Genomic DNA, 18,719 nt, shown 5'->3' with positions numbered 1-18,719 from the left:
GACAAGGCGAATCCGGGGGTGCATCCGATCGAGTGGTCGCTGGTGTGGGTGGCGCTCGGGGTGGGGGCGTACCTGGTCTGGTCGCGGCTCGAGGGTGCCTGGCCGTTCGGCCCGAAGGAGATCCGCGAGGAGTACCTGACCGCCCAACAGGACGGCACCGACATCGATGCCGTCCCCGCTGAGCCGGCCGCGTAGGGCCGGCTCACCCCCCAACCACCGGTCGGTGGACGGCGCGGCGCCGCACCGCCGTGCTGTCCGCCGGCCGGTCACCACGTGAGGAACCTGTCTTGACCACCGAGACCGCCACGATCGCTTCGACCGCCGCGATCGTTTCTTCCGCCGCGACCGCCAACGGCGCCGCGATGGCGAACGGCGCCGCGACCGCCGTACCGGCCGGAACCGCCGAACTCACCGACGCCGCAGGGACGGACGAGACCGCGGAGAACCGTCCGCGTTCCCACACCGACCACGCCGTGATCGGCATCGACTTCGGTGGCACCAAGACCGAGATCGCGCTCGCCGACGCCGCCGGCACGCCGCTGCGGCGGATCCGGCTGGCCACCCGCGCCGCCGAGGGACCGGACCAGATCCTCGCCCGGACCGCCGACGCGGTCCGCGAACTCGCCGAGCACGCACGGACGGTGTACTCCGCGGAGGTCGCCGGGTACGCGGCCGTCAGCCCCGGGGTGATCCAGAGCGACCGGATCCTGCTCACCCCCAACCTGCCCGGCTGGGAACGCCTCGCCCTCGCCGACCGGCTGCGCCGCGAACTGGACGTACCCGCCGTCGCGATCGCCAACGACGTCCGGGCCGGCGCCCTGGTCGAACTGCGACGCGGCGCGCTGCGCGGCGCCGAGCCCGGCGTCTACCTCAGCCTGGGCACCGGCATCGCCGCCGCCGTCACCCTCGGCGGCCGGGTCCTGACCGGGGCGCACCACGCCGCCGGGGAGATCGGCTACCTCGACCCCGGCCACGGCGACGGCCTGTACATCGACGGCCGCGCCCCGCTGGAGGACCTCGTCGGCGGCAACGCCATCGCCGCCCGCACCGCCGCCGAACTCGGCGAAGCCCTGACCGCCGAGCAGCTGTTCACCCGCACCGACCCCGCCGCCGACCGCCTCGCCCGCCAGGTCCTCGGCGTCCTGGCCACCGCGATCGCCAACATCGCCGTCCTCCTCGACCCCGAACGCCTCGTCATCGGCGGCGGCATGATGGCCGCCCGCACCACCCTGCTCCCCGCCCTCACCGCCCACCTCGCCCGCGCCGTCCCCTTCCCACCCACCGTCCTCCCCGCCCGCTTCACCGCGGACGCCTCCCTGCACGGCGCCATCACCCTGGCCCTCGACCAGGTGGCGGCGGGGGTGTCAGGGACGTCCGGTTGAATGATCCGGTGACTGTGTACGACGTGGCCCGCCGACTTCCCGCCGTTGCCGACCTGCGCGATCTGTGTCGCGCGGTGGCGATGCTCGACGCGATCCTCAGCCCGGACTGGGAGGGGCGGTACCACTCCTTCGACGCCGGGTGGGGCGAGGGGGAGGAGGTCGCTTCGATGCGCAACGGCTCGGGGGACGAGTACTCCATCGTGTTCTCGGCGGCCGGGGCGTACGTCAGGGGCTTCGACCACGAGTCGCCGATGAGCCCGTACGGGCGGGGCCGCGACGAGGACGGCGAGCCGTGGCCGGGCGTGCTCGATGACGTTCCGGAGGTGTTCCGGCCCTTCGTCGAGGAGCCGGCGTTCTCCGACGAGGACGGTGTGCCGGTCGTGACGGCCTGCCTGTGGCGGGAGACGGGGGACGACCGGTGGCGGCACGGGACGATCGAGTTCCCGGCGGGTGGTGATGATCCTGACGGTGCGTCGGGGCTGTTCGCGCTGCTGGTCGACGCGTCGCCGGAGGCGTTCCAGCGGTTCGCCGAGGAGTACTACGAGGTTCCCGTGGACCTGGCGGCGGTGCGCGAGGTCTACGCCCTGCGGCCGCTGGGTCCGGACCTCGTCGCCGCGCTGAACTCCGAGGTGACGCCGGCGGAGTTGGCCGCGGACATCGCCGAGATCGGCTACCCGCAGCAGGGCTGAGCCGTCAGGCGCCGACCGGTCCCGGGGAGGGGTCCGGCTCGGGTGCCGGCGGCTCCGGCGCGGGCGGTGCGGGCGTCGGTGGCCCGGGGTCCGGCGGGGCGGGTGGCGGGACCGGTGGGCTGATCGGCGGATCGGTGGGGCGCGGCGGGCTGTCCGGGGGGTCCGGCGGGCGGACGTCGGGGTCGGAGGGGATCGGGATGGTCACGGTGCTCACCGTCCGAGGGCGTGGGCGTTGATGTTTCGACGCATACCCGGAGAAGAACGGATGAACCGGTCCGATGGCCCCGGCCCGGACGCGTGATCGCCGTCCGTCTGGAGCGCGATCCGCGGAGCCTCCGTCATCGACGAAGGCTTGTGTTGCATACCTCTTGAGTTGCAGCCGACATATGTGTCAGTCTCATTTCGCCCCGCCGGGCCCCCCGGTAGCGGGCAGTGCGTACCGCTTTCCGCCTCCATTCATTGTGAGCGCTCACAATGAATGAGACGCCGCAACTCTCCTCGCGAGAGTGTCTTGTGCTCCGATGGGCGGCTCCGAACTGGCTGAATGACCCGCTCCACCCTGCCGGGACCGGGAAGTCCGTACGTCCTTCCGCGCTGCACCCGGCGGTATTCGAGCGGTTGTCGCCGTGCAGATGAGTCCTATCCATCGGGCCGAGAGTGTCGTACCAATTGTTCCGCACTCATGTCCTTACTCGAGGGAGGCTCCGATGCACCACCGCACGTCCTCCGTTTCCACCGGCTTACGCCCGCTCAGGCCGGCCGCCGTCCTGTTCCTGGTCCTCGCGATGGCGATGGCCGTCCTCGGTGGCCGGGCCGCCGCGAGCGGTCCCGCCCCGGGCGCGGAGCGCGCTGCCGCTGCTCTCCCCGCAGCGGCAGCGGCGCTGCCCTGCGACCTGTACGCGGCAGGGAGCGCACCCTGCATCGCGGCCCACGCGACGACCCGGGCGCTGTTCGCGGCGTACAACGGGCCGCTCTACCAGGTCCAGCGCGCGTCCGACCACACCACCCGCGACGTCGGCCTGCTCTCCGTCGGCGGGTACGCCGACGCGTCGGCGCAGACGTCGTTCTGCGCCGGAACGTCGTGCATCATCACCAAGATCTACGACCAGACCAGCCGCCACAACGACCTGCCCATCTCGTCGGGCGGCTACTGGAAGGGCCCGGGACCGAACGGCGCCGACATCGGCGCCGACGCCGCGGCGCTGCCCGTCATGGCGGGCGGTCACCAGGTCTTCGGCGTCAAGGTCACCCAGGGCGTGGGCTACCGCGTCGACCACGCCAACGGGGCTCCCACCGGCTCCCAGCCCGAGGGCATCTACATGGTGACCTCGTCCGACTTCACCAACCAATGGTGCTGCTTCGACTACGGAAGCGGCGAGAACAGCCACACCGACACCGGCAACGCCACCATGAACGCCATCTACTGGGGCAACGCTTGCTGGTTCGGCGGCTGCACCGGCACCGGCCCCTGGGTCGAGGCCGACCTGGAGAACGGGATGTTCCACACCAACACCGGCTCCAACAAGGACCCCAACAACCAGGGCGTGCACTACCCCTTCGTCACCGCCCTGGAGAAGAACAACGGGACCAGCAACTTCACCCTGAAGTACGGGAACGCGGCGAGCGGCGGGCTCACCACCACCTACTCCGGTGCGCTGCCGGGCGGCTACTCGCCGATGAAGACCGACAGCTCCCTGCTGCTCGGGACCGGCGGCGACAACAGCGTCTCCGGCCAGGGCGAGTTCTTCGAGGGCGCCATCACCGCGGGCTTCCCGACCGACGCCACCGAGAACTCGGTGCAGACGAGCGTCAACGCCGCGGGCTACGGGACCAGCGGCGGTGGCGCGGCCGCCCCGCTGCGCAGCACCAGCGCCAACCGCTGCCTGGACGTCCCGAACAGCAGTCAGACCAACGGCACGCAGACCCAGTTGTGGGACTGCCACGGCGGCACGAACCAGCAGTGGACGCCGACCGCCGCGAAGGAACTGCGGGTCTTCGGCGGCAAGTGCCTGGATGCCGAGGCCAAGGGCACCGCGAACGGCACCAAGGCGATCATCTGGGACTGCAACGGCCAGACCAACCAGCAGTGGAACCTCAACGCCGACGGCACCGTCACCGGCGTCCAGTCCGGCCTGTGCCTGGACGTCAGCGCCTACGGCACCGCGAACGGCACCCTGATCCAGTTGTGGCAGTGCACCGGTGCCAGCAACCAGAAATGGGCCCGCAGTTGAGCTGAGGCGCCCACCCGCGCGCACGAACCCGTCCCCGGCCGGCACCGGCCGGGGACGCTCCATGAGGGCGGCGCTCCAGCCGCCCCGCCCTGCCCCGCCACACCACCCATGCGAGGAGAGAGCGACCCCATGAAGCCCACCCAACGCAGGATTCCGGCGTCTCGCCGCACGAGAGGGTCCGTCGCCGCGGCCCTGACGGTCGCCGCCGCCGTGATCGCGCCCGCCGCGGTCTCGCAGGCGGCGACGGCGACCACCCTGTACGTGTCGCCGACCGGAAGCGGTACCGCCTGCTCCGCCGCGGCGCCCTGCTCCCTGACCCAGGCGAAGACCTCCGTGGAGGCCGTCAACGGGAACATGTCCGGCGACATCGTGGTGCAGCTCGCGGGCGGCACCTACCGGCTGTCCGCGCCGCTCACGCTCGGCAGCGCCGACTCGGGCAGCAACGGCCACCGGGTGATCTGGCAGGCCGCCCCCGGCGCGAGTCCGGTGTTGTCGGGCGGGCAGCAGGTGACCGGCTGGACCCTGAAGGACTCCGCGAACAACATCTACGCGGCGTCGGTCCCGACCGGAGCCGACTCCCGGCAGCTGTACGTCGACGGGATGCTGGCGCCGCGGGCGGCGATCCCGATCTCGCGCAGCGACGTGAACATCACCGCGAGCGGGATGACCATCACCAACCCGGCGCTGAACTACCTGGCTTCGCTGCCGCAGCAGAGCCGGATCGAGCTGGAGAGCCAGAACTCCTTCACCGACCGCTTCGCCCCGGTGCAGTCCATCAGCGGGACCACCGTGACCATGCAGCAGCCGGCGTGGAACAACAACAACTGGGGCTACGACACCCTGGCCAAGCCCTTCGCCGGCGGGTCGCTGCAGTTGGAGAACTCCTACGCGTTCCTGAAGACCGCCGGGCAGTGGTTCCTGGACCCGCAGGCGGGCCAGCTGTACTACAAGGCCCCCGCGGGCTGGTCCGCCACCGCGCACGACATCGAACTGCCGCGGCTGACCTCCCTGTTGCAGATCGGCGGCAGCTACACCAACCCCGCGCACGACCTCACCTTCCAGGGCATCGGCTTCGCGCACACCACCTGGCTGCAGCCCAGCACCTCCGTCGGTTACGCGGACCAGCAGAGCGGGGCGTTCCTGGGGAGCGCCGTCACCCAGCCCGCGGACTTCATGACCTCCTGCCAGTCGGGATGCCAGCTGTTCGAGGCCGCGCGCAACAGCTGGAGCCAGGTGCCCGCGGCCGTGCAGGTCTCGGCGGCCTCCTCCGTCACCTTCTCCGGGAACACGTTCGCCCACCTGGGCCAGGTGGGTCTCGGCATCGGCAACGACGCCAACGCCCACGCCTCCGGCGTCGGCCTGGGAGCCTCGGGCATCACGGTCTCGGGCAACACCTTCACCGACGACTCCGGGGCGGGCATCGTGGTCGGCGGCGTGCAGCCCGACGCCCACCACCCGTCCAACGCGGCGATGACGAACCAGAACATCACCATCCAGGACAACCAGATCAGCGACGTCGCCAAGGACTACAAGGACATGGCCGGGATCCTCTCGACCTACGTCACGCACGCCGTCATCACCCACAACGAGGTCTCGAACCTCGCCTACGACGGCATCGACGTCGGCTGGGGCTGGGGCGCCAACGACATCGGCGGCAGCCAGGACTACCGCAACCGCGGCCTCTACAACTACCAGCCCGTCTACACCACGGCGACGACCCTGAAGAACACCGTGGTCAGCTACAACAAGGTGCACGGCACCAAGAAGGTGTTCCACGACGGCGGCAGCATCTACAGCCTGTCCGCGAACCCCGGCACGAGCATCGACCACAACTACGTCTACGACAACAAGAACACCGTCGGCCTCTACCTCGACGAGGGCTCCCGCTCCGAGACCCTGAGCAGCAACGTGGTCCAGGACTCCGGCGTGTGGGCCTTCACCAACGCGAGCGGCAGCAACAACACCAACGACAACACCTTCTCCGGCAACTGGTACAACGGCGGCGCCACCCAGGTCGCCACCGGCGCCCCGCACAACAACGTCCTCACCGGCAACGTCCAGGTCAGCGGCACCAACTGGCCGTCCGGGGCGCAGCAGGTGATCGCCCAGGCGGGCGTGACGAGCGGCGGCAGCGGCAGCACCACCGGAGCGCTGCACGCCGTGGGCGCGGGCAAGTGCCTGGACATCCCGAACGGGTCGACCACCCTGGGCACCCAGACCGAGATCTGGGACTGCAACGGCCAGGCCAACCAGACCTTCACCCGCACCGCGAACGGCGAGTTGACGGTCTACAGCGGCTCCGGCCAGCTCTGCCTGGACGCCTACGGCAAGGGCACCACCAACGGCACCAAGGTCGCGATCTGGACCTGCAACGGGCAGACCAACCAGCAGTGGACCTTCAACGCCAACGGCACCGTCACCGGAGTCCAGTCCGGACTCTGCCTGGACGTGACCGGCGTCTCCACCAGCAACGGCGCACTGGTGCAACTGTGGGCCTGCAGCGGCCAGTCCAACCAGCAGTGGACCCTCTCCTGACGATGCGTCAGGTGAGCGCCGTCGGCTGAACTCAGGCGCGGGCGACGGCAGACGGCGTCGGGGCCGGTCCCACCGCGGGGTGGGACCGGCCCCGACGTACTGGTTCAGCTGCGCAGACTCCACTGCTGGTTGCCCGCGCCGGAGCAGGCCCACAGCTGGATCTTCGTCCCGTTCGCGGTGCCCGTGCCGGTCGCGTCCAGACAGAGGCCGGACTGCACTCCGGTGATCGAGCCGTCGGAGTTGACGTTCCACTGCTGGTTGGTCTGCCCGTTGCAGTCCCAGATCACCACGGCGGTGCCGTTGCTGGTCCCCTTGGCCGAGGCGTCCAGGCACTTGTTGCCGTAGACCATGAGCTGCTTGCCCGCCGTGTAGGTCCAGCGCTGGTTGGTCCCGCCGTGGCAGTCCCACAGCTGGGTCTGCGTGCCGTTGGTCGTCGAGGCGCCGCCGACGTCCACGCAACGGCCCGACGCCTGGCCCACGATCTCCTGGTTGCTGCCGGGCGGCGGGGGAGGAGTGGTGCCGGAGCCGAACTGGCTGAAGAACTTCCACACCTCGCCGGACGTCCAGGTGTGCCAGCCGTCGCAGGTGCACCCGTCGATGGGGCCGGGGTCGTGGCCCGCGCCGTCGAACGCGGCCCAGACGACCGGATACCCGGACTTGCACCCGGAGTACGCGGTGACGACGTGCGTCAGGCTGCCGGACGCGGGCTCCGGCGGGTTCTGCGGGGTACAGCCGTTGTTCCGGACGAACTGGTCACGCAGCGCCCGTCCCCCGGAGATGGGCAGGACGTTGTCCCGGAGGCCGTGGAGCCCCATGTACGCGATCGGCTGGGTGCCGCCGCTGCAGCCGCTGAGGTTCGCCCCGGAGTAGACCGCGACCGCGCGGAAGACCGTCGGCCGGGCGCACGCGAGCGCGTAGGTCATCGAGCCGCCGTAGCTGAAACCGGTCGAGTACAGCTGGGTGGTGTCGATGCACAGGCCGGCTTCGAGCTGCCTGGTCATGTCGTCGACGAAGGTGAGGTCCTGGCCGTTGGAGTTGCCCCAGCCGTTGTTGATGCCCTGCGGCGCGACGAAGACGGTGCCGTTGTTGTCGTTGTCCGCCAGGCGCCGCAGCCCGTAGTAGGACCAGTTGTACCCGTCGGTGCCGCCGGAGTCGACGTCGTTGGCGGTGCCGCCCACCCAGTGGAAGCCGAAGACCAGCCGGTAGGAACGGTTCTGGTCGTAGTTGGCCGGGACCCGCAGGATGTACGTGCGGTTCTGGCCGCTGCTGGAGATCGTGTGGGTGCCGCTCGCCAGCGCGGGCGCCTTGCCACAGCCGGCGCTACCCGCAGCGGTGACGGCGGCGGCCCTGACCGGAGCGGCGGTCGCACTGGCGCCGGAGCCCAGCGTCATGCTGATCGCGGCCAGCATCACGACCAGCGAGGCCAGCACGGGTGTGAACAGGGATCTGCGTTTCATGGCTCTTCCTTCGCTGTGGGTGGACAGGAGCTCAGGGCGCTGGCAGGCGGATCTTCCGTCGTCCAGCTGAAACGGTCCGATGACGCGCGGTCGGACCCGCGGTGCTGCGCGCGGGTGGGGCACCGCCTGAGGCGCACTGTGGTGCGGGGCTCGCCGAATGTGAGCGCTCACATTCGGGTGAAGGTCTGCTCCTCGAAGGCACGTGCAGAGTGTTGTGAGGGCGACGGCGGCAGCGTGCATCGCTCGGCGCACGCAGTCAACTCCGGCGCGGGCGGGCCGGCTTCGAGGTCGGTGGCGCGACGATTGCGGGTGCCGGCCGCCGTCGCGCGCGACGTGCCAGCTCAGGGCCGGGGGCGCCGGTTCGACCGGCGGTGCGGTGGTGACGCTTCGTCGGGTGCGGCGGCTGCCGTCCGTGCTGCGGGGCGAGTGAAAGTTTCTCGTCGGCCCGCGAAATCCGGGGCGGCGCAACGGCGGGTCGGCGGTCGATGGGTGCGGCGTTCGATCGCGTCGCGGGACTGGCCGCACTGTCGCCACGCGCAGGTCGCCGGTCCGCGACGACGGTCGCGGCGGGTGCGGAGCCTGGCGGTGCGGTGGCGGCTGATGTCCGCGAATCGTCCGACTCGGTCCGGATTTATCCGTGAATTCCGCCCCCATTCCGGAACCCCGCCCGGGTGTCCGTGCCTGCCGCGGGAAATCGGGTGCGGAATCCTGTGAACATCGATTTCGGTGCCGAACCGCTCTTCTCCTGGTATGTCGTGCTGCTGCTCATCAGCGGCGTGGCGATGGTCGGGATCGGCCTGCTCAACAACTCCGGCCTGAGCAACGGCTGGCGCATCTTCAATGCGGTTGCCGGTGTCGGCTTCGTCGGTTACGGCTTTTACCTCGGATTCCTCTTCGAGGGCGGCACGTACATGATTTTCTTCAAGGCGTTCATTCTGCCGGTCGTGATGGTCGTCAACTTCGTCCGGTCGCTGGCGAACCGCACCCGGGCCACCGCCTCCGTGCCCGCGCAGCCGCAGCCGCAGGCCCCGCAGCAGCCCGAGTTGACCGACACCAACCAGGCCGGCTGACTCGGGCGTCGGACATTGCACTGACGCCCGCTGGGCAAGGGAAGCCGTTCGGAACGCCGTCGTGGTGACGGTGATCCGGACGGCTTCTGTGCTGGGGCCGTCGGGCGGTCGAGCGCCCGCGGTGGTGCGGGTGGCGGCGGTCGGGCCGCGGGCGGGCGGGGTGTGAACCGCGAAGGGGGGCCGCACGTCGAGGGGGGTGCGTGCCGCCTTCGCCGTCGCGGCGAGTCGCGCGTGCGAGGTCCGAGACCGAGGACGGAGAGTGCGATGGGACTGGCCGAGGCCCTGTGGAGCGCCGAGAGCGCGGGACTGGCGACGGGGGGCGTGGCCGGGCTGGGTACTGCCGCGCCCCGGCGGGCCGAGGCCGGTGCGGTGGTGACCGCCATGGTCCGCCCGCCCGACTACCGGCCGTACCGGTCGACGCGGATCCCGTGCGACCCGGAGGGGCTCGCGGCCGCCCGGGAGGCCCTGGTCGCGGCCCGGTCGCCGGGCCTGCGGGACGCCCTGCTCGCCGGGCCGGTCGGCGACACGTTGCGCAGGGTCGCCGGGCGGCACGCCGCGACCCTCTGGGACCAGGGCGGCGGCCGGACCGCCCGGGGCCTGGCCGGGCTGGCCGCCGTCTCACCCAGCAAGGGCGGCGAGGCGAACCGGCTGTGGACGGAGTACCGGCGGCGCAACCCCGGTTCGGTCGACCAGGTGATGACCATGCGGGACTACCTCGGTGCGGTCTACTCGTGGACCTTCCCGCGGGCCGGCCTCGACCAGCTCGACCTGTTCGCCTCCATGCTGTGCTTCACCCTGGCCGCCGACTTCGTCGGTGCCGCTGACGGCTCCGGCGTCGACTCCGCCGAACCGTACCTGCGCGCCGCCGGCGAGGGGTACGCCCGCCTGACCGGCAGCGCACCGGACCTGATGGCCCGTGAGATGGCCCTGGGCGCGGCCCTCACCTACCTCAAGGACGAACTCCAGGAAGACGCCGCGAAGGGCACGCTCTCCCTCGACCGCGACGAACCGGCCGCGACCCCGGAGGACTGTGTGGTCTCCCGCTGGTGGGAGGGCTTCTACCCGCCGCTGGTCCGGGTGGTCGCCGGATCGGCCGGCTACCGCCACCTGGCCGGCCTCGACGGGACCTTCCGCCCCGCCGTCTCCTGCCCTTCCACCGCCCGCGTGCTGACCAGCGTGCTGCGCTACGACGACGTCATCGACGCGGTGCCGGACGCCCTGAACCACGAGACCGGCAACGAGTTCCTCAGTGCCCTCGCCCACCACGGACCCGAGGCCACCGCCGACTACGGGCACGCCCTCGCCGCGTCCACCGACGCCGCCCTGGCCTGCGACTGCGGCGTGCCCGGACACGACGAGGCGGCCGAACACGCCATGGGATTCAGCGTGTTCTACCCGCTGATCCCGCGCTACAACGTGCGCCGCCAACTCCTCGCCTACCAGCGCACCGGCGGTGACACCGCCCGCGCCGCCGCCCCGCCCGCGCCCGGCACCAGGCTGCGCACCGTCCGGCCCGCGCCCGGCACCGCCCTGCACACGCCCGACTGGGCCGCTGCCTGGCAGCCCCACCGGCGTACCGTCGAGGAGACCGCCCACCTGGTGACCCGCCGCATGCTCGCCGGCACCGCCGCACCCGCCGGCTGCATCGCTGCCGCGGCGAGCGTGCTGGCCCGCTGCGACCAGGCCGACGACCTCGACGCCTACCGTCAACTCGCGGGCGGATGGCAGCAGTCGTTCGACACGGCGCTGGCCGCCAACGGGCTGTACGGGATTGCTCCCGCAGCCGCGCTGCGGGAGGCGATCGGTGCGATCTGGGGCCACATCGCGCTCGCGGCGGCCGCCGACCGGGACGCCGCCCTCTTCATCGACACCGACCTCGCCGTCCGCGCCACCTACCGCCTCGCCCCCGCCGACGGGCACCGGCTGCGCCGGGCGTTCTTCGGGGTGGTCTCCAGTTCCCTCGAGCTCTCCGGGTTCAACCCGTACCAGCGCCTCGCCCACACCGTCAGCGCCGCCTGCCGCTGACGGCCGGCCCGGGGGGGGCCGGGGCCTCGGTCCCATCGGTCCCCTCGATGTCGAGATCACCCGAACCCGGTCGCCGCAGAACGGGATCAAAGACCTGCGAAGGGCGGGTCTAGACTCCGGGCAGGGCATCCGGCGCCGTGGGGCGTCGGAGCGCCTCGGCCGGTCGGCGAGAAGCGAGGTGTCGTGCAGGTTCTGCTGCTGGGGCCGGTGGAACTCCGGGACGTGGACGGCTCGGTGGTGCGCATCGGCGGTGCCCGCCGACGGGCGGTGCTGGCCGTGCTCGCGCTGAACGCCAATCGGGAGGTGACGGTCGACCGGCTGCTCGAACTGGTGTGGGGAGAGGACCATCCCCCGACCGCGAAGGCCGCCCTGCAGGGCCACGTGTCCCAGCTCCGCGCCCTGCTCGACGACAGCCTGCGCCTGGAGACCACCGCCTCCGGCTACCAGTTGCGCACCGAGCCCGGTCACACCGACGTCCAGCGGATGGAGCGGCTGCTCGCCGACGCGGGCACCGCCGGTGGGCCGGCCGCGGTACCGCTGCTGCGGGAGGCGCTCGGTCTGTGGCGCGGGCGGGTCCTCACGGACTGCGACTCGCCGAAGCTGCGGGAGACCGAAGGAGCCAGGCTCGAGGACGTCCGACTGCGGGCCACCGAGGCGCTCGCCGAGCACGTGCTGGCGGACGGTCAGGGGCCGTCCGTGACCGACGAGTTGACGGACCGGCTGGCGGAGAACCCGCTGCGCGAGTCGCTGGTACGGCTGGTGATGCTCTGCCTGGCGCAGGAAGGCCGGCCGGCCGAGGCGATCGCCGTGTACGAGGAGGCCCGGGCCCGACTGCTGGACGAACTCGGCCTGACGCCCGGCAGCGCACTGCAGGAGGCGCTCGTCCAGGTGTCGGCGGCCCCGCCCACCACGACCGCGGCCGCCCCCGCTGCCGCATCGGATCGCCCTGCCGCCCCCACCGGCGAGCCACTGCGGACACTCCTCGCCCCGACCGTGGTCGACCTGCTCCCGCGCGAGCCGCGCGGTTTCACCGGCCGCGATCGGGAACTCGCCCGGCTCGGCGAACTCGCCCGACCGGGCGGCGACGGGGCGGTCCTGGTCGCCGGGCCGCCCGGTGTCGGCAAGAGCGCCCTGGTCGTGCACTGGGCACGGCGCAACGCCGAACGGTTCCCGGACGGACGAATCCTGGTCAACCTGCGCGGCTTCGACGAGACCGAACCGCTGCGCGCCGAGGAGGCCCTGGCGATCGTGCTGCGGGCGCTCGGCGTGGACAGCCGGGAGGTGCCGACCGGCCTGGACGAGGCCGCCGCCCGCTACCGGGCCGAACTCGCTGGCCGGCGCGTCCTGTTGGTACTCGACAACGCCCGCAGCGGGGCCCAGGTGCTGCCGCTGCTGCCCGACGAATCGGGCTGTGTCGCGGTGGTCACCAGCCGCCACCGGCTGATGGACCTGGAAGCCGGGCACGGGGTGCCGATCGTGGCGCTGGAGGCGCTGGAGCACGCCGCCGCGCGCGATGTGCTCGCGGGACTGGTCGGCCCGGCCCGGATGGCGGCCGAACCGGCGGCGGCGCAGCGGGTGGTGGAGTTGTGCGACGGGCTGCCGCTGGCGATCCGGATCGCCGGCGCCCGGCTCGCGGTCCGCCCGGACTGGCCGCTCAGCGCCCTGGTCGGCGAACTCGCCGACGAGCGCTCCCGGCTGGCCACCCTCGCCACCACGGGCACCCTGAGCATCGAGGCGGCCCTGGAACTGACGGTCCGTACGCTGCCCGCCGGGGCCGCCGAGCTCTTCCGGCTGCTCGGGGTCCACCCCGCGCAGCAGGTCGGCATCCAGGCGGCCGCCGCGCTCGCCGACACCGACCGGCGCGCCGCGCGCCAGGCACTCGACGTGCTGCACCTGGCCCACCTGGTCCAGGAGACCGCGCCCGGGCGGTTCGCCCGGCACGACCTGGTCCGGATCTACGCCCGGCAACTCGCCGAGCAGCTCCCCGCGAGCGAGCGCGACGCCGCGCTGGCCCGGTTGGTCGACCACTACCTGGCCACCGCCGCGGCAGCCGTCGCACCGTCCCGGCCCGACGCCCGCCGCCACGTCCCCGCGCCGCGGCCCGGCGACCAGCCCCCGGCCTTCGGCGGCGCCGCCGGGGCACTCACCTGGTTCCGCACCGAGGAACCCGCGATCCGCGACCTGGTCACCCTGACCTGCGACTGGCGGCGCCCCGCGTTCGCGGGCCGACTGGTGGAGAACGCCGGATACCTCTACAACGACGCCGGACTGTTCCGCGAATGGGAGCAGGTCGCGTCCCGGGCGCTCGCCGCGCTCACCGCCGAGGCCGAGGACCACAACTGGCCGCACCTGTATTCCAACCACAGCCTGTCGCTGGGCTGGCTGGGACGCCACGAGGAGGCGCTGCAGCGCTCCGAGCGGGCCGCGGAGCTCGCCGAGGGCGACGACCGGCCGCTGTTGCGGCACCGGTTCCTGGCCATGAAGGCCAGCTTCCTGCCGGACGCCGACGCTGAGGCCGACGCGGTCGAACACATCAAGGCGGCCATCGAGGGCTGCCGGCAGCTGGGCGACGGTCGGCTGCTGTCCCAGGCGCTGAACAACCTGGCCGACTCCCTGGTGGTGCTCGGTCGGCCCGAGGACGCCCTGGAGCCGGTCGAGGAGGCGCTGCACCTGCTGGCCGGACGGGAGTTCGACCCGTTCACGGTCGTCACCACCAAGACCTACGCCCAGGTCCTGCACGCACTCGGCCGCACCCCGGAGGCGCTGGTCCAGATCGAGCGCATGCGGGAACTCGGCCGGGCCCAGGGCAGCGACGCCCACGCCGAGTTCGACTACGCCCACTTCATGGGCCAGGTCCACTACGACGCGGGCCGCACCGTCGAGGCCCACGAGCAGTGGGAGCGGGCCCTGCGCCTCGCCCGCGAACAGGGTCGCAGCACCGGACCGGTCAAGGCGGTCGAAGACCTCCTGGCCAGGGCCCGCACCGCCGAAGCCTGACGCCTGGCCCGGTACGGGCCAGGGGGTGAACCCGGCGGCCCGGACGGCCCGTTGTCCTGGCCGTCCGCACCTTTCGCATCGTCCTGCGGACATCCCGACACCCCGTCCGGAGGGCACCGTGCGCGTCCTGCTCGTAGCCAGTGCGTTCAACAGTCTCACCCAGCGCATCCACACCGAACTCCGCGCCCTCGGGCACACCGTGAGCGTGGAACTCGCGTTGGGCGACGAGCCGGTCCGGGCCGCCGTGGCCCGGTTCGGACCCGACCTGATCCTCTGTCCGATGCTCACGCGGGCGATCCCGGAGGACGTCTGGAAGGCGCATCCGGTGCTGATCGTCCATCCCGGGCCGATGGGCGACCGCGGGCCGTCCTCGCTGGACTGGGCGATCACCGAAGGCGCCGCCGAGTGGGGCGTCACCGTGCTGCAGGCGATCGCCGAGATGGACGCCGGACCGATCTGGGCGTCCGTGCCGTTCACCGTCCAGCCGTGCGGCAAGAGCGAGTTGTACCGCACCGAGGCCGCCGACGCCGCCGTGCAGGCCGCGCTGCTCGCGGTCGAGCGGTTCGCCTCCGGCACCTTCACCCCGGAGGCGCTCGACTACACCCGTCCCGACGTCACCGGGCGGCTGCGGCCCTGGCACACCCAGCAGGACCGCCGGATCGACTGGGCCGCCGACGACACCGCCACCGTGGTGCGCAAGCTGCGCGCCGCCGACTCCCAGCCGGGCGTGCTCGACGAGCTGTACGGCCGCGAGTACTTCCTGCACGGCGGCCACCCCGAGGAGCGGCTGCGCGGCGAGCCCGGCGCGGTGATCGCCACCCGGGACGGCGCGATCTGCCGGGCCACCGTCGACGGTGCGGTGTGGATCCCGCAGCTGCGCCCACGCCGCACCCCCGGCGGCCCGGTCACCTTCAAGCTGCCCGCCCAGCTCGCCCTCGGCGACCTGGTGAAGGCGGTGCCCGAATGGTCCGCCACGCCGGCCAGGGCCGGCGTCGAAGAGACCTGGGCGGAGCTGCGCTACCGCGAGGAGGGAGCCGTCGGATACCTCGAATTCGCCTTCCCCAGCGGCGCGATGAGCACCGATCAGTGCCGTCGGCTGCTCGCCGCCTACCGCGCGGCCAAGGCCCGGCCGACCAGCGTGCTGGTGCTCGGCCCGGTGCGCGACTTCTACTCCAACGGCATCCACCTGAACGTCATCGAGGCCGCCGCGGACCCCGCCGAGGAGTCCTGGCGCAACATCAACGCGATGGACGACCTGGTCGAGGCGATCCTCACCACCACCGACAAGCTCACCGTCTCCGCGCTGCCCGGAAACGCCGCAGCCGGCGGCGTCATGCTCGCCATCGCCGCCGACGAGGTCTGGTGCCGCGACGCCGCCGTGCTCAACCCGCACTACCGGCTGATGGGCCTGTACGGCTCCGAGTACTGGACCTACAGCCTGCCCCGCCGGGTCGGCGCCGAGGAAGCCGAGCGGCTCACCACCGCGGCCCTGCCGGTCGGCGCCGCCGAGGCCGCCGCGCTCGGCCTGGTCGACCGGGTACAGCCCGGCACCGCCGAGGAGTTCCGCACCTGGGTGCGCCGCCGGGCCGCCGAACTTGCCGGGGCGCCCGACCTCACCGAACGGCTGCTGGAGAAGAAGCGCACGCGGGCGGCCGACGAGGCGGTCAAGCCGCTGGCCGCCTACCGGGCTGAGGAACTCGCCCGGATGCGGCGGAACTTCACCGACCCCGACGAGCCCTACCACGGGCTGCGGCGGGCCTTCGTCCACAAGGTCTGTCCCACCGACACGCCCGCTCACCTCCGCGGCTGACGGGAAGCAGGAAACCCGGACGGTTGCGCGGGCCAACTTTTCGAACCGGCCCGCGCAGCCGTCCGTGGAACTGTTCGAGCCGACAATCGGAGCAGCCCGCTCCCCTTTGCGGACCGAACCACTGGAGGTGCGTCCGTGGCCCACACCACCGAGCCGGCGCTGCCCTTCGAGAGACGCCGCAGCCCGGACGAGGACGCGGCCCGCCGTGCCAACACCGCCTGGCTGAGCAGGCAGCGGCTGATCCCCGACGACGCGGCGATGGACCGCTACCTGGGCTGGAACCTCGCCGAACTCGCCGCACGCAGCTATCCGGACGCGCGCGGCGACGACCTCACCCTCGGCCTCGACGTGCTCAGCCTGTTCTTCCTGTTCGACGATCAGTTCGACAGCCCGCTCGGTGCCGACCCGGGCGCCACGGCACGGATCTGCCGCACCCTGACCGGGGTCCTCGACGCCGACCGGGCCGCCGCCGACGCGGCGCCGATGGTGCACGCCTTCGCCGACCTCTGGCAGCGCAGCCGCCGCGGCATGACCGCCGACTGGCAGCGCCGCGCCGCCGACCACTGGCGGAGCTACTTCCTCTCGCACGTCGTCGAGGCGGACAACCGCCGCACCGGCGGCCCGCTCACCGTCGACCGCTACCTGGAACTGCGCCGCGACACCGTCGGCATCCTGCCGTGCGTCGACCTCGGCGAGCGGATCCAGCACTACCGGATGCCCGAACGCGCCTACCGCGCCGCCGAGTTCAGCGCGTTGCTGGGGCTCGCCACGGAGCTCGTCGGGATCGCCAACGACGTCTTCTCGGTTGGCAAGGAGGCCGCCCTCGGCGACCCGCACAACCTGGTGCTCGTCCTGGAACGTGCCGACGGCCTGCCCCGGCCCGACGCCCTCGCCGCGGCCGCCGGCCTCGCCCACCGGAAGGCCGCCCGGTTCGCGGCCCTCGCCGCCGACCTGCCCGCAGTCCACCGCCGGCTCGCCCTCGACCCGGCGGAGCAGGACGCCGCCGACCGCTTCGTCCAGAGCCTGCGCGACTGGATAGCCGCCAACGAGGCCTGGGCAGCCCGCTCCGCCCGCTACCAGGCCACCTCCGCACCGGAGTTGACCGCGATCGGAGCCCGGCCGTGACCGCCGTCCGCCGCACCGCCCCGGCTGCCCGCACCACCCGCTACACCTGGGCCACCGCCCCCGGAGCCCTGCCGCTGGCCGGCCACCTGCTGCCCTGGCTGCGCGACCCGCACGCCTTCCTGCGCGGCCTGCCCGCCCACGGCGATCTGGTCGCCATCCGGCTCGGCCCGGTCCGCGCGCTGGTGGTCTGCCACCCCGACCTGGTCCACCGGATGCTGGTCGACGACCGCACCTTCGACAAGGGCGGGGCGTTCTTCGACCGCGGCCGCGAGTTCGCGGGCAACGGCCTGGTCACCTGCCCCTACCGCGACCACCGACGCCAGCGCCGACTCCTCCAACCCGCCTTCCACCGCTCCCGGTTGCCCGGCTACGCCGCCCTGATGACCGATCAGATCGACCGGACCACCGCCGCCTGGCGGGACGGCGAGACGCTCGACGTCGGCGCCGCCACCCACGAACTCACCTCCCGGATCGCCGGCGCCACCATGTTCGCGGTCACCGCGGAACGCGCCGAGCACCGCGAACTCGTCGACACCATGCGGGAAGTGCTCGGCGGCATGTACCGGCGGATGCTCACCCCCGCCCCGTTCGACCGGCTGCCCACCCCCGCCAAGACCCGCTACGACCGGGCCAACGCCCGACTGCGCGACTACGCCCACCGCTACATTCGCGACTACCGGCAGGCCGGCGTCGACCACGGCGACCTGCTGTCCCTGCTGCTGCACGCCGAGGACGGCGAGCGGCCGCTCGATCAGGACGAGATCTACGACCAGGTGGTCAACATGCTGGTCGCCTCCGTGGAGACCATGGGCTCGCTGCTCGCCACCACCCTGCGCACGCTCGCCCGCCACCCCGAGGTCGAACAGCGCCTGCATGCCGAATGCGACCGGGTCCTGGCCGGCCGACCCGCGACCTTCGACGACCTGCCCCAGCTCCCGTACACCCGCCAGGTCGTCGAGGAGACCCTGCGGCGCTACTCCCCGGCCTGGTTGCTCAGCCGGCGCCCGCCCGCCGACGCCGAACTCGGCGGGCACCCCGTCCCGGCCGGCACCAACCTGTTCTACAGCCCCTACCAGGTGCACGGCCGCGCCGAGCTCTACCCCGACCCCGACCGGTACGACCCGGACCGGTGGGCCGGACAACGCGAATCCCGCCCGCCCACCGGCGAGTTCCTGCCGTTCGGCGAAGGCGCCCGCAAGTGCATCGGCGACGGCTTCGCGATGACCGAGGCCGTGCTCGCCCTCGCCTCCATCGCCGCCCGCTGGCGGCTGCGCCCGGTCCTCGGCCGGCGCGACGCCTGGACCAAGGGCGCCACCCTCGCGCCCAGGGGCCTGCGGATGACCGTCCACGCCCGCTGACAGCTCGTCGGCGACCGGCTCCGTTCCCTCCGGCTCCACC

11 protein-coding genes and 1 pseudogene are annotated in these 18,719 nt (G+C 72.5%); 11 read left to right on the top strand and 1 reads right to left on the bottom strand.

From position 1 onward, the window contains the following. The 5 genes and pseudogenes from AB0K51_RS05190 to AB0K51_RS05170 form a co-directional block, all read left to right on the top strand. Positions 1-195 (top strand): annotated as a pseudogene (locus AB0K51_RS05190) (amino acid permease); the annotation flags it as partial. 92 nt (positions 196-287) lie between these two features. Beyond that, positions 288-1,382, top strand: a complete 1,095-nt coding sequence (locus AB0K51_RS05185) for an ROK family protein (protein ID WP_363450694.1) — start codon at positions 288-290, stop codon at positions 1,380-1,382. A gap of 8 nt (positions 1,383-1,390) precedes the next feature. After that, complete coding sequence (locus tag AB0K51_RS05180) at positions 1,391-2,071, top strand: hypothetical protein (protein ID WP_363450692.1); 681 nt, start codon at positions 1,391-1,393, stop codon at positions 2,069-2,071. Positions 2,072-2,778: 707 nt separating this feature from the next. After that, positions 2,779-4,302 (top strand): arabinofuranosidase catalytic domain-containing protein, encoded by a 1,524-nt coding sequence (locus AB0K51_RS05175; RefSeq protein WP_363450690.1) that lies wholly within the window; start codon positions 2,779-2,781, stop codon positions 4,300-4,302. A 129-nt stretch (positions 4,303-4,431) separates the two neighbouring features. Next, a complete protein-coding gene (locus tag AB0K51_RS05170; protein ID WP_363450688.1) occupies positions 4,432-6,837 on the top strand; it encodes a ricin-type beta-trefoil lectin domain protein in 2,406 nt (801 codons plus the stop codon). A 104-nt stretch (positions 6,838-6,941) separates the two neighbouring features. On the opposite strand, the gene AB0K51_RS05165 is transcribed toward AB0K51_RS05170, so the two are convergent. Further along, positions 6,942-8,294: a ricin-type beta-trefoil lectin domain protein gene (locus AB0K51_RS05165; RefSeq protein WP_363450686.1), complete on the bottom strand. Its 1,353-nt coding sequence runs from the start codon at positions 8,292-8,294 to the stop codon at positions 6,942-6,944. A 710-nt stretch (positions 8,295-9,004) separates the two neighbouring features. On the opposite strand from AB0K51_RS05165, the gene AB0K51_RS05160 reads away from it, so the two are divergent. The 6 genes from AB0K51_RS05160 (at position 9,005) to AB0K51_RS05135 (ending at position 18,679) form a co-directional block, all read left to right on the top strand. Then, entirely contained in the window at positions 9,005-9,364 is a 360-nt protein-coding gene (locus tag AB0K51_RS05160) for a hypothetical protein (RefSeq protein WP_363450684.1), read from the top strand. Between the two features lie 264 nt (positions 9,365-9,628). Further along, the gene (locus tag AB0K51_RS05155) at positions 9,629-11,389 is read left to right on the top strand and encodes a hypothetical protein (protein ID WP_363450682.1); all 1,761 of its coding nucleotides are present in this window, start codon (positions 9,629-9,631) and stop codon (positions 11,387-11,389) included. Between the two features lie 183 nt (positions 11,390-11,572). Next, the gene (locus tag AB0K51_RS05150; RefSeq protein WP_363450680.1) at positions 11,573-14,386 is read left to right on the top strand and encodes a BTAD domain-containing putative transcriptional regulator; all 2,814 of its coding nucleotides are present in this window, start codon (positions 11,573-11,575) and stop codon (positions 14,384-14,386) included. Positions 14,387-14,504: 118 nt separating this feature from the next. Further along, positions 14,505-16,196, top strand: coding sequence for a hydrogenase maturation protein (locus AB0K51_RS05145; protein WP_363450677.1), 1,692 nt, complete (start codon positions 14,505-14,507; stop codon positions 16,194-16,196). Between the two features lie 135 nt (positions 16,197-16,331). Beyond that, positions 16,332-17,321, top strand: coding sequence for a hypothetical protein (locus AB0K51_RS05140; protein ID WP_363450675.1), 990 nt, complete (start codon positions 16,332-16,334; stop codon positions 17,319-17,321). Next, positions 17,318-18,679: a cytochrome P450 gene (locus AB0K51_RS05135; protein WP_363450673.1), complete on the top strand. Its 1,362-nt coding sequence runs from the start codon at positions 17,318-17,320 to the stop codon at positions 18,677-18,679. The genes AB0K51_RS05140 and AB0K51_RS05135 overlap by 4 nt, the downstream gene beginning before the upstream one ends. Positions 18,680-18,719: the final 40 nt, after the last annotated feature.

It is taken from the genome of Kitasatospora sp. NPDC049285, from assembly GCF_040678815.1.
Taxonomy (GTDB): Bacteria; Actinomycetota; Actinomycetes; order Streptomycetales; family Streptomycetaceae; genus Kitasatospora.
The sequence above is the reverse complement of the archived record's forward strand: the minus strand, read 5'-3'. Positions and strand labels throughout refer to the sequence as shown.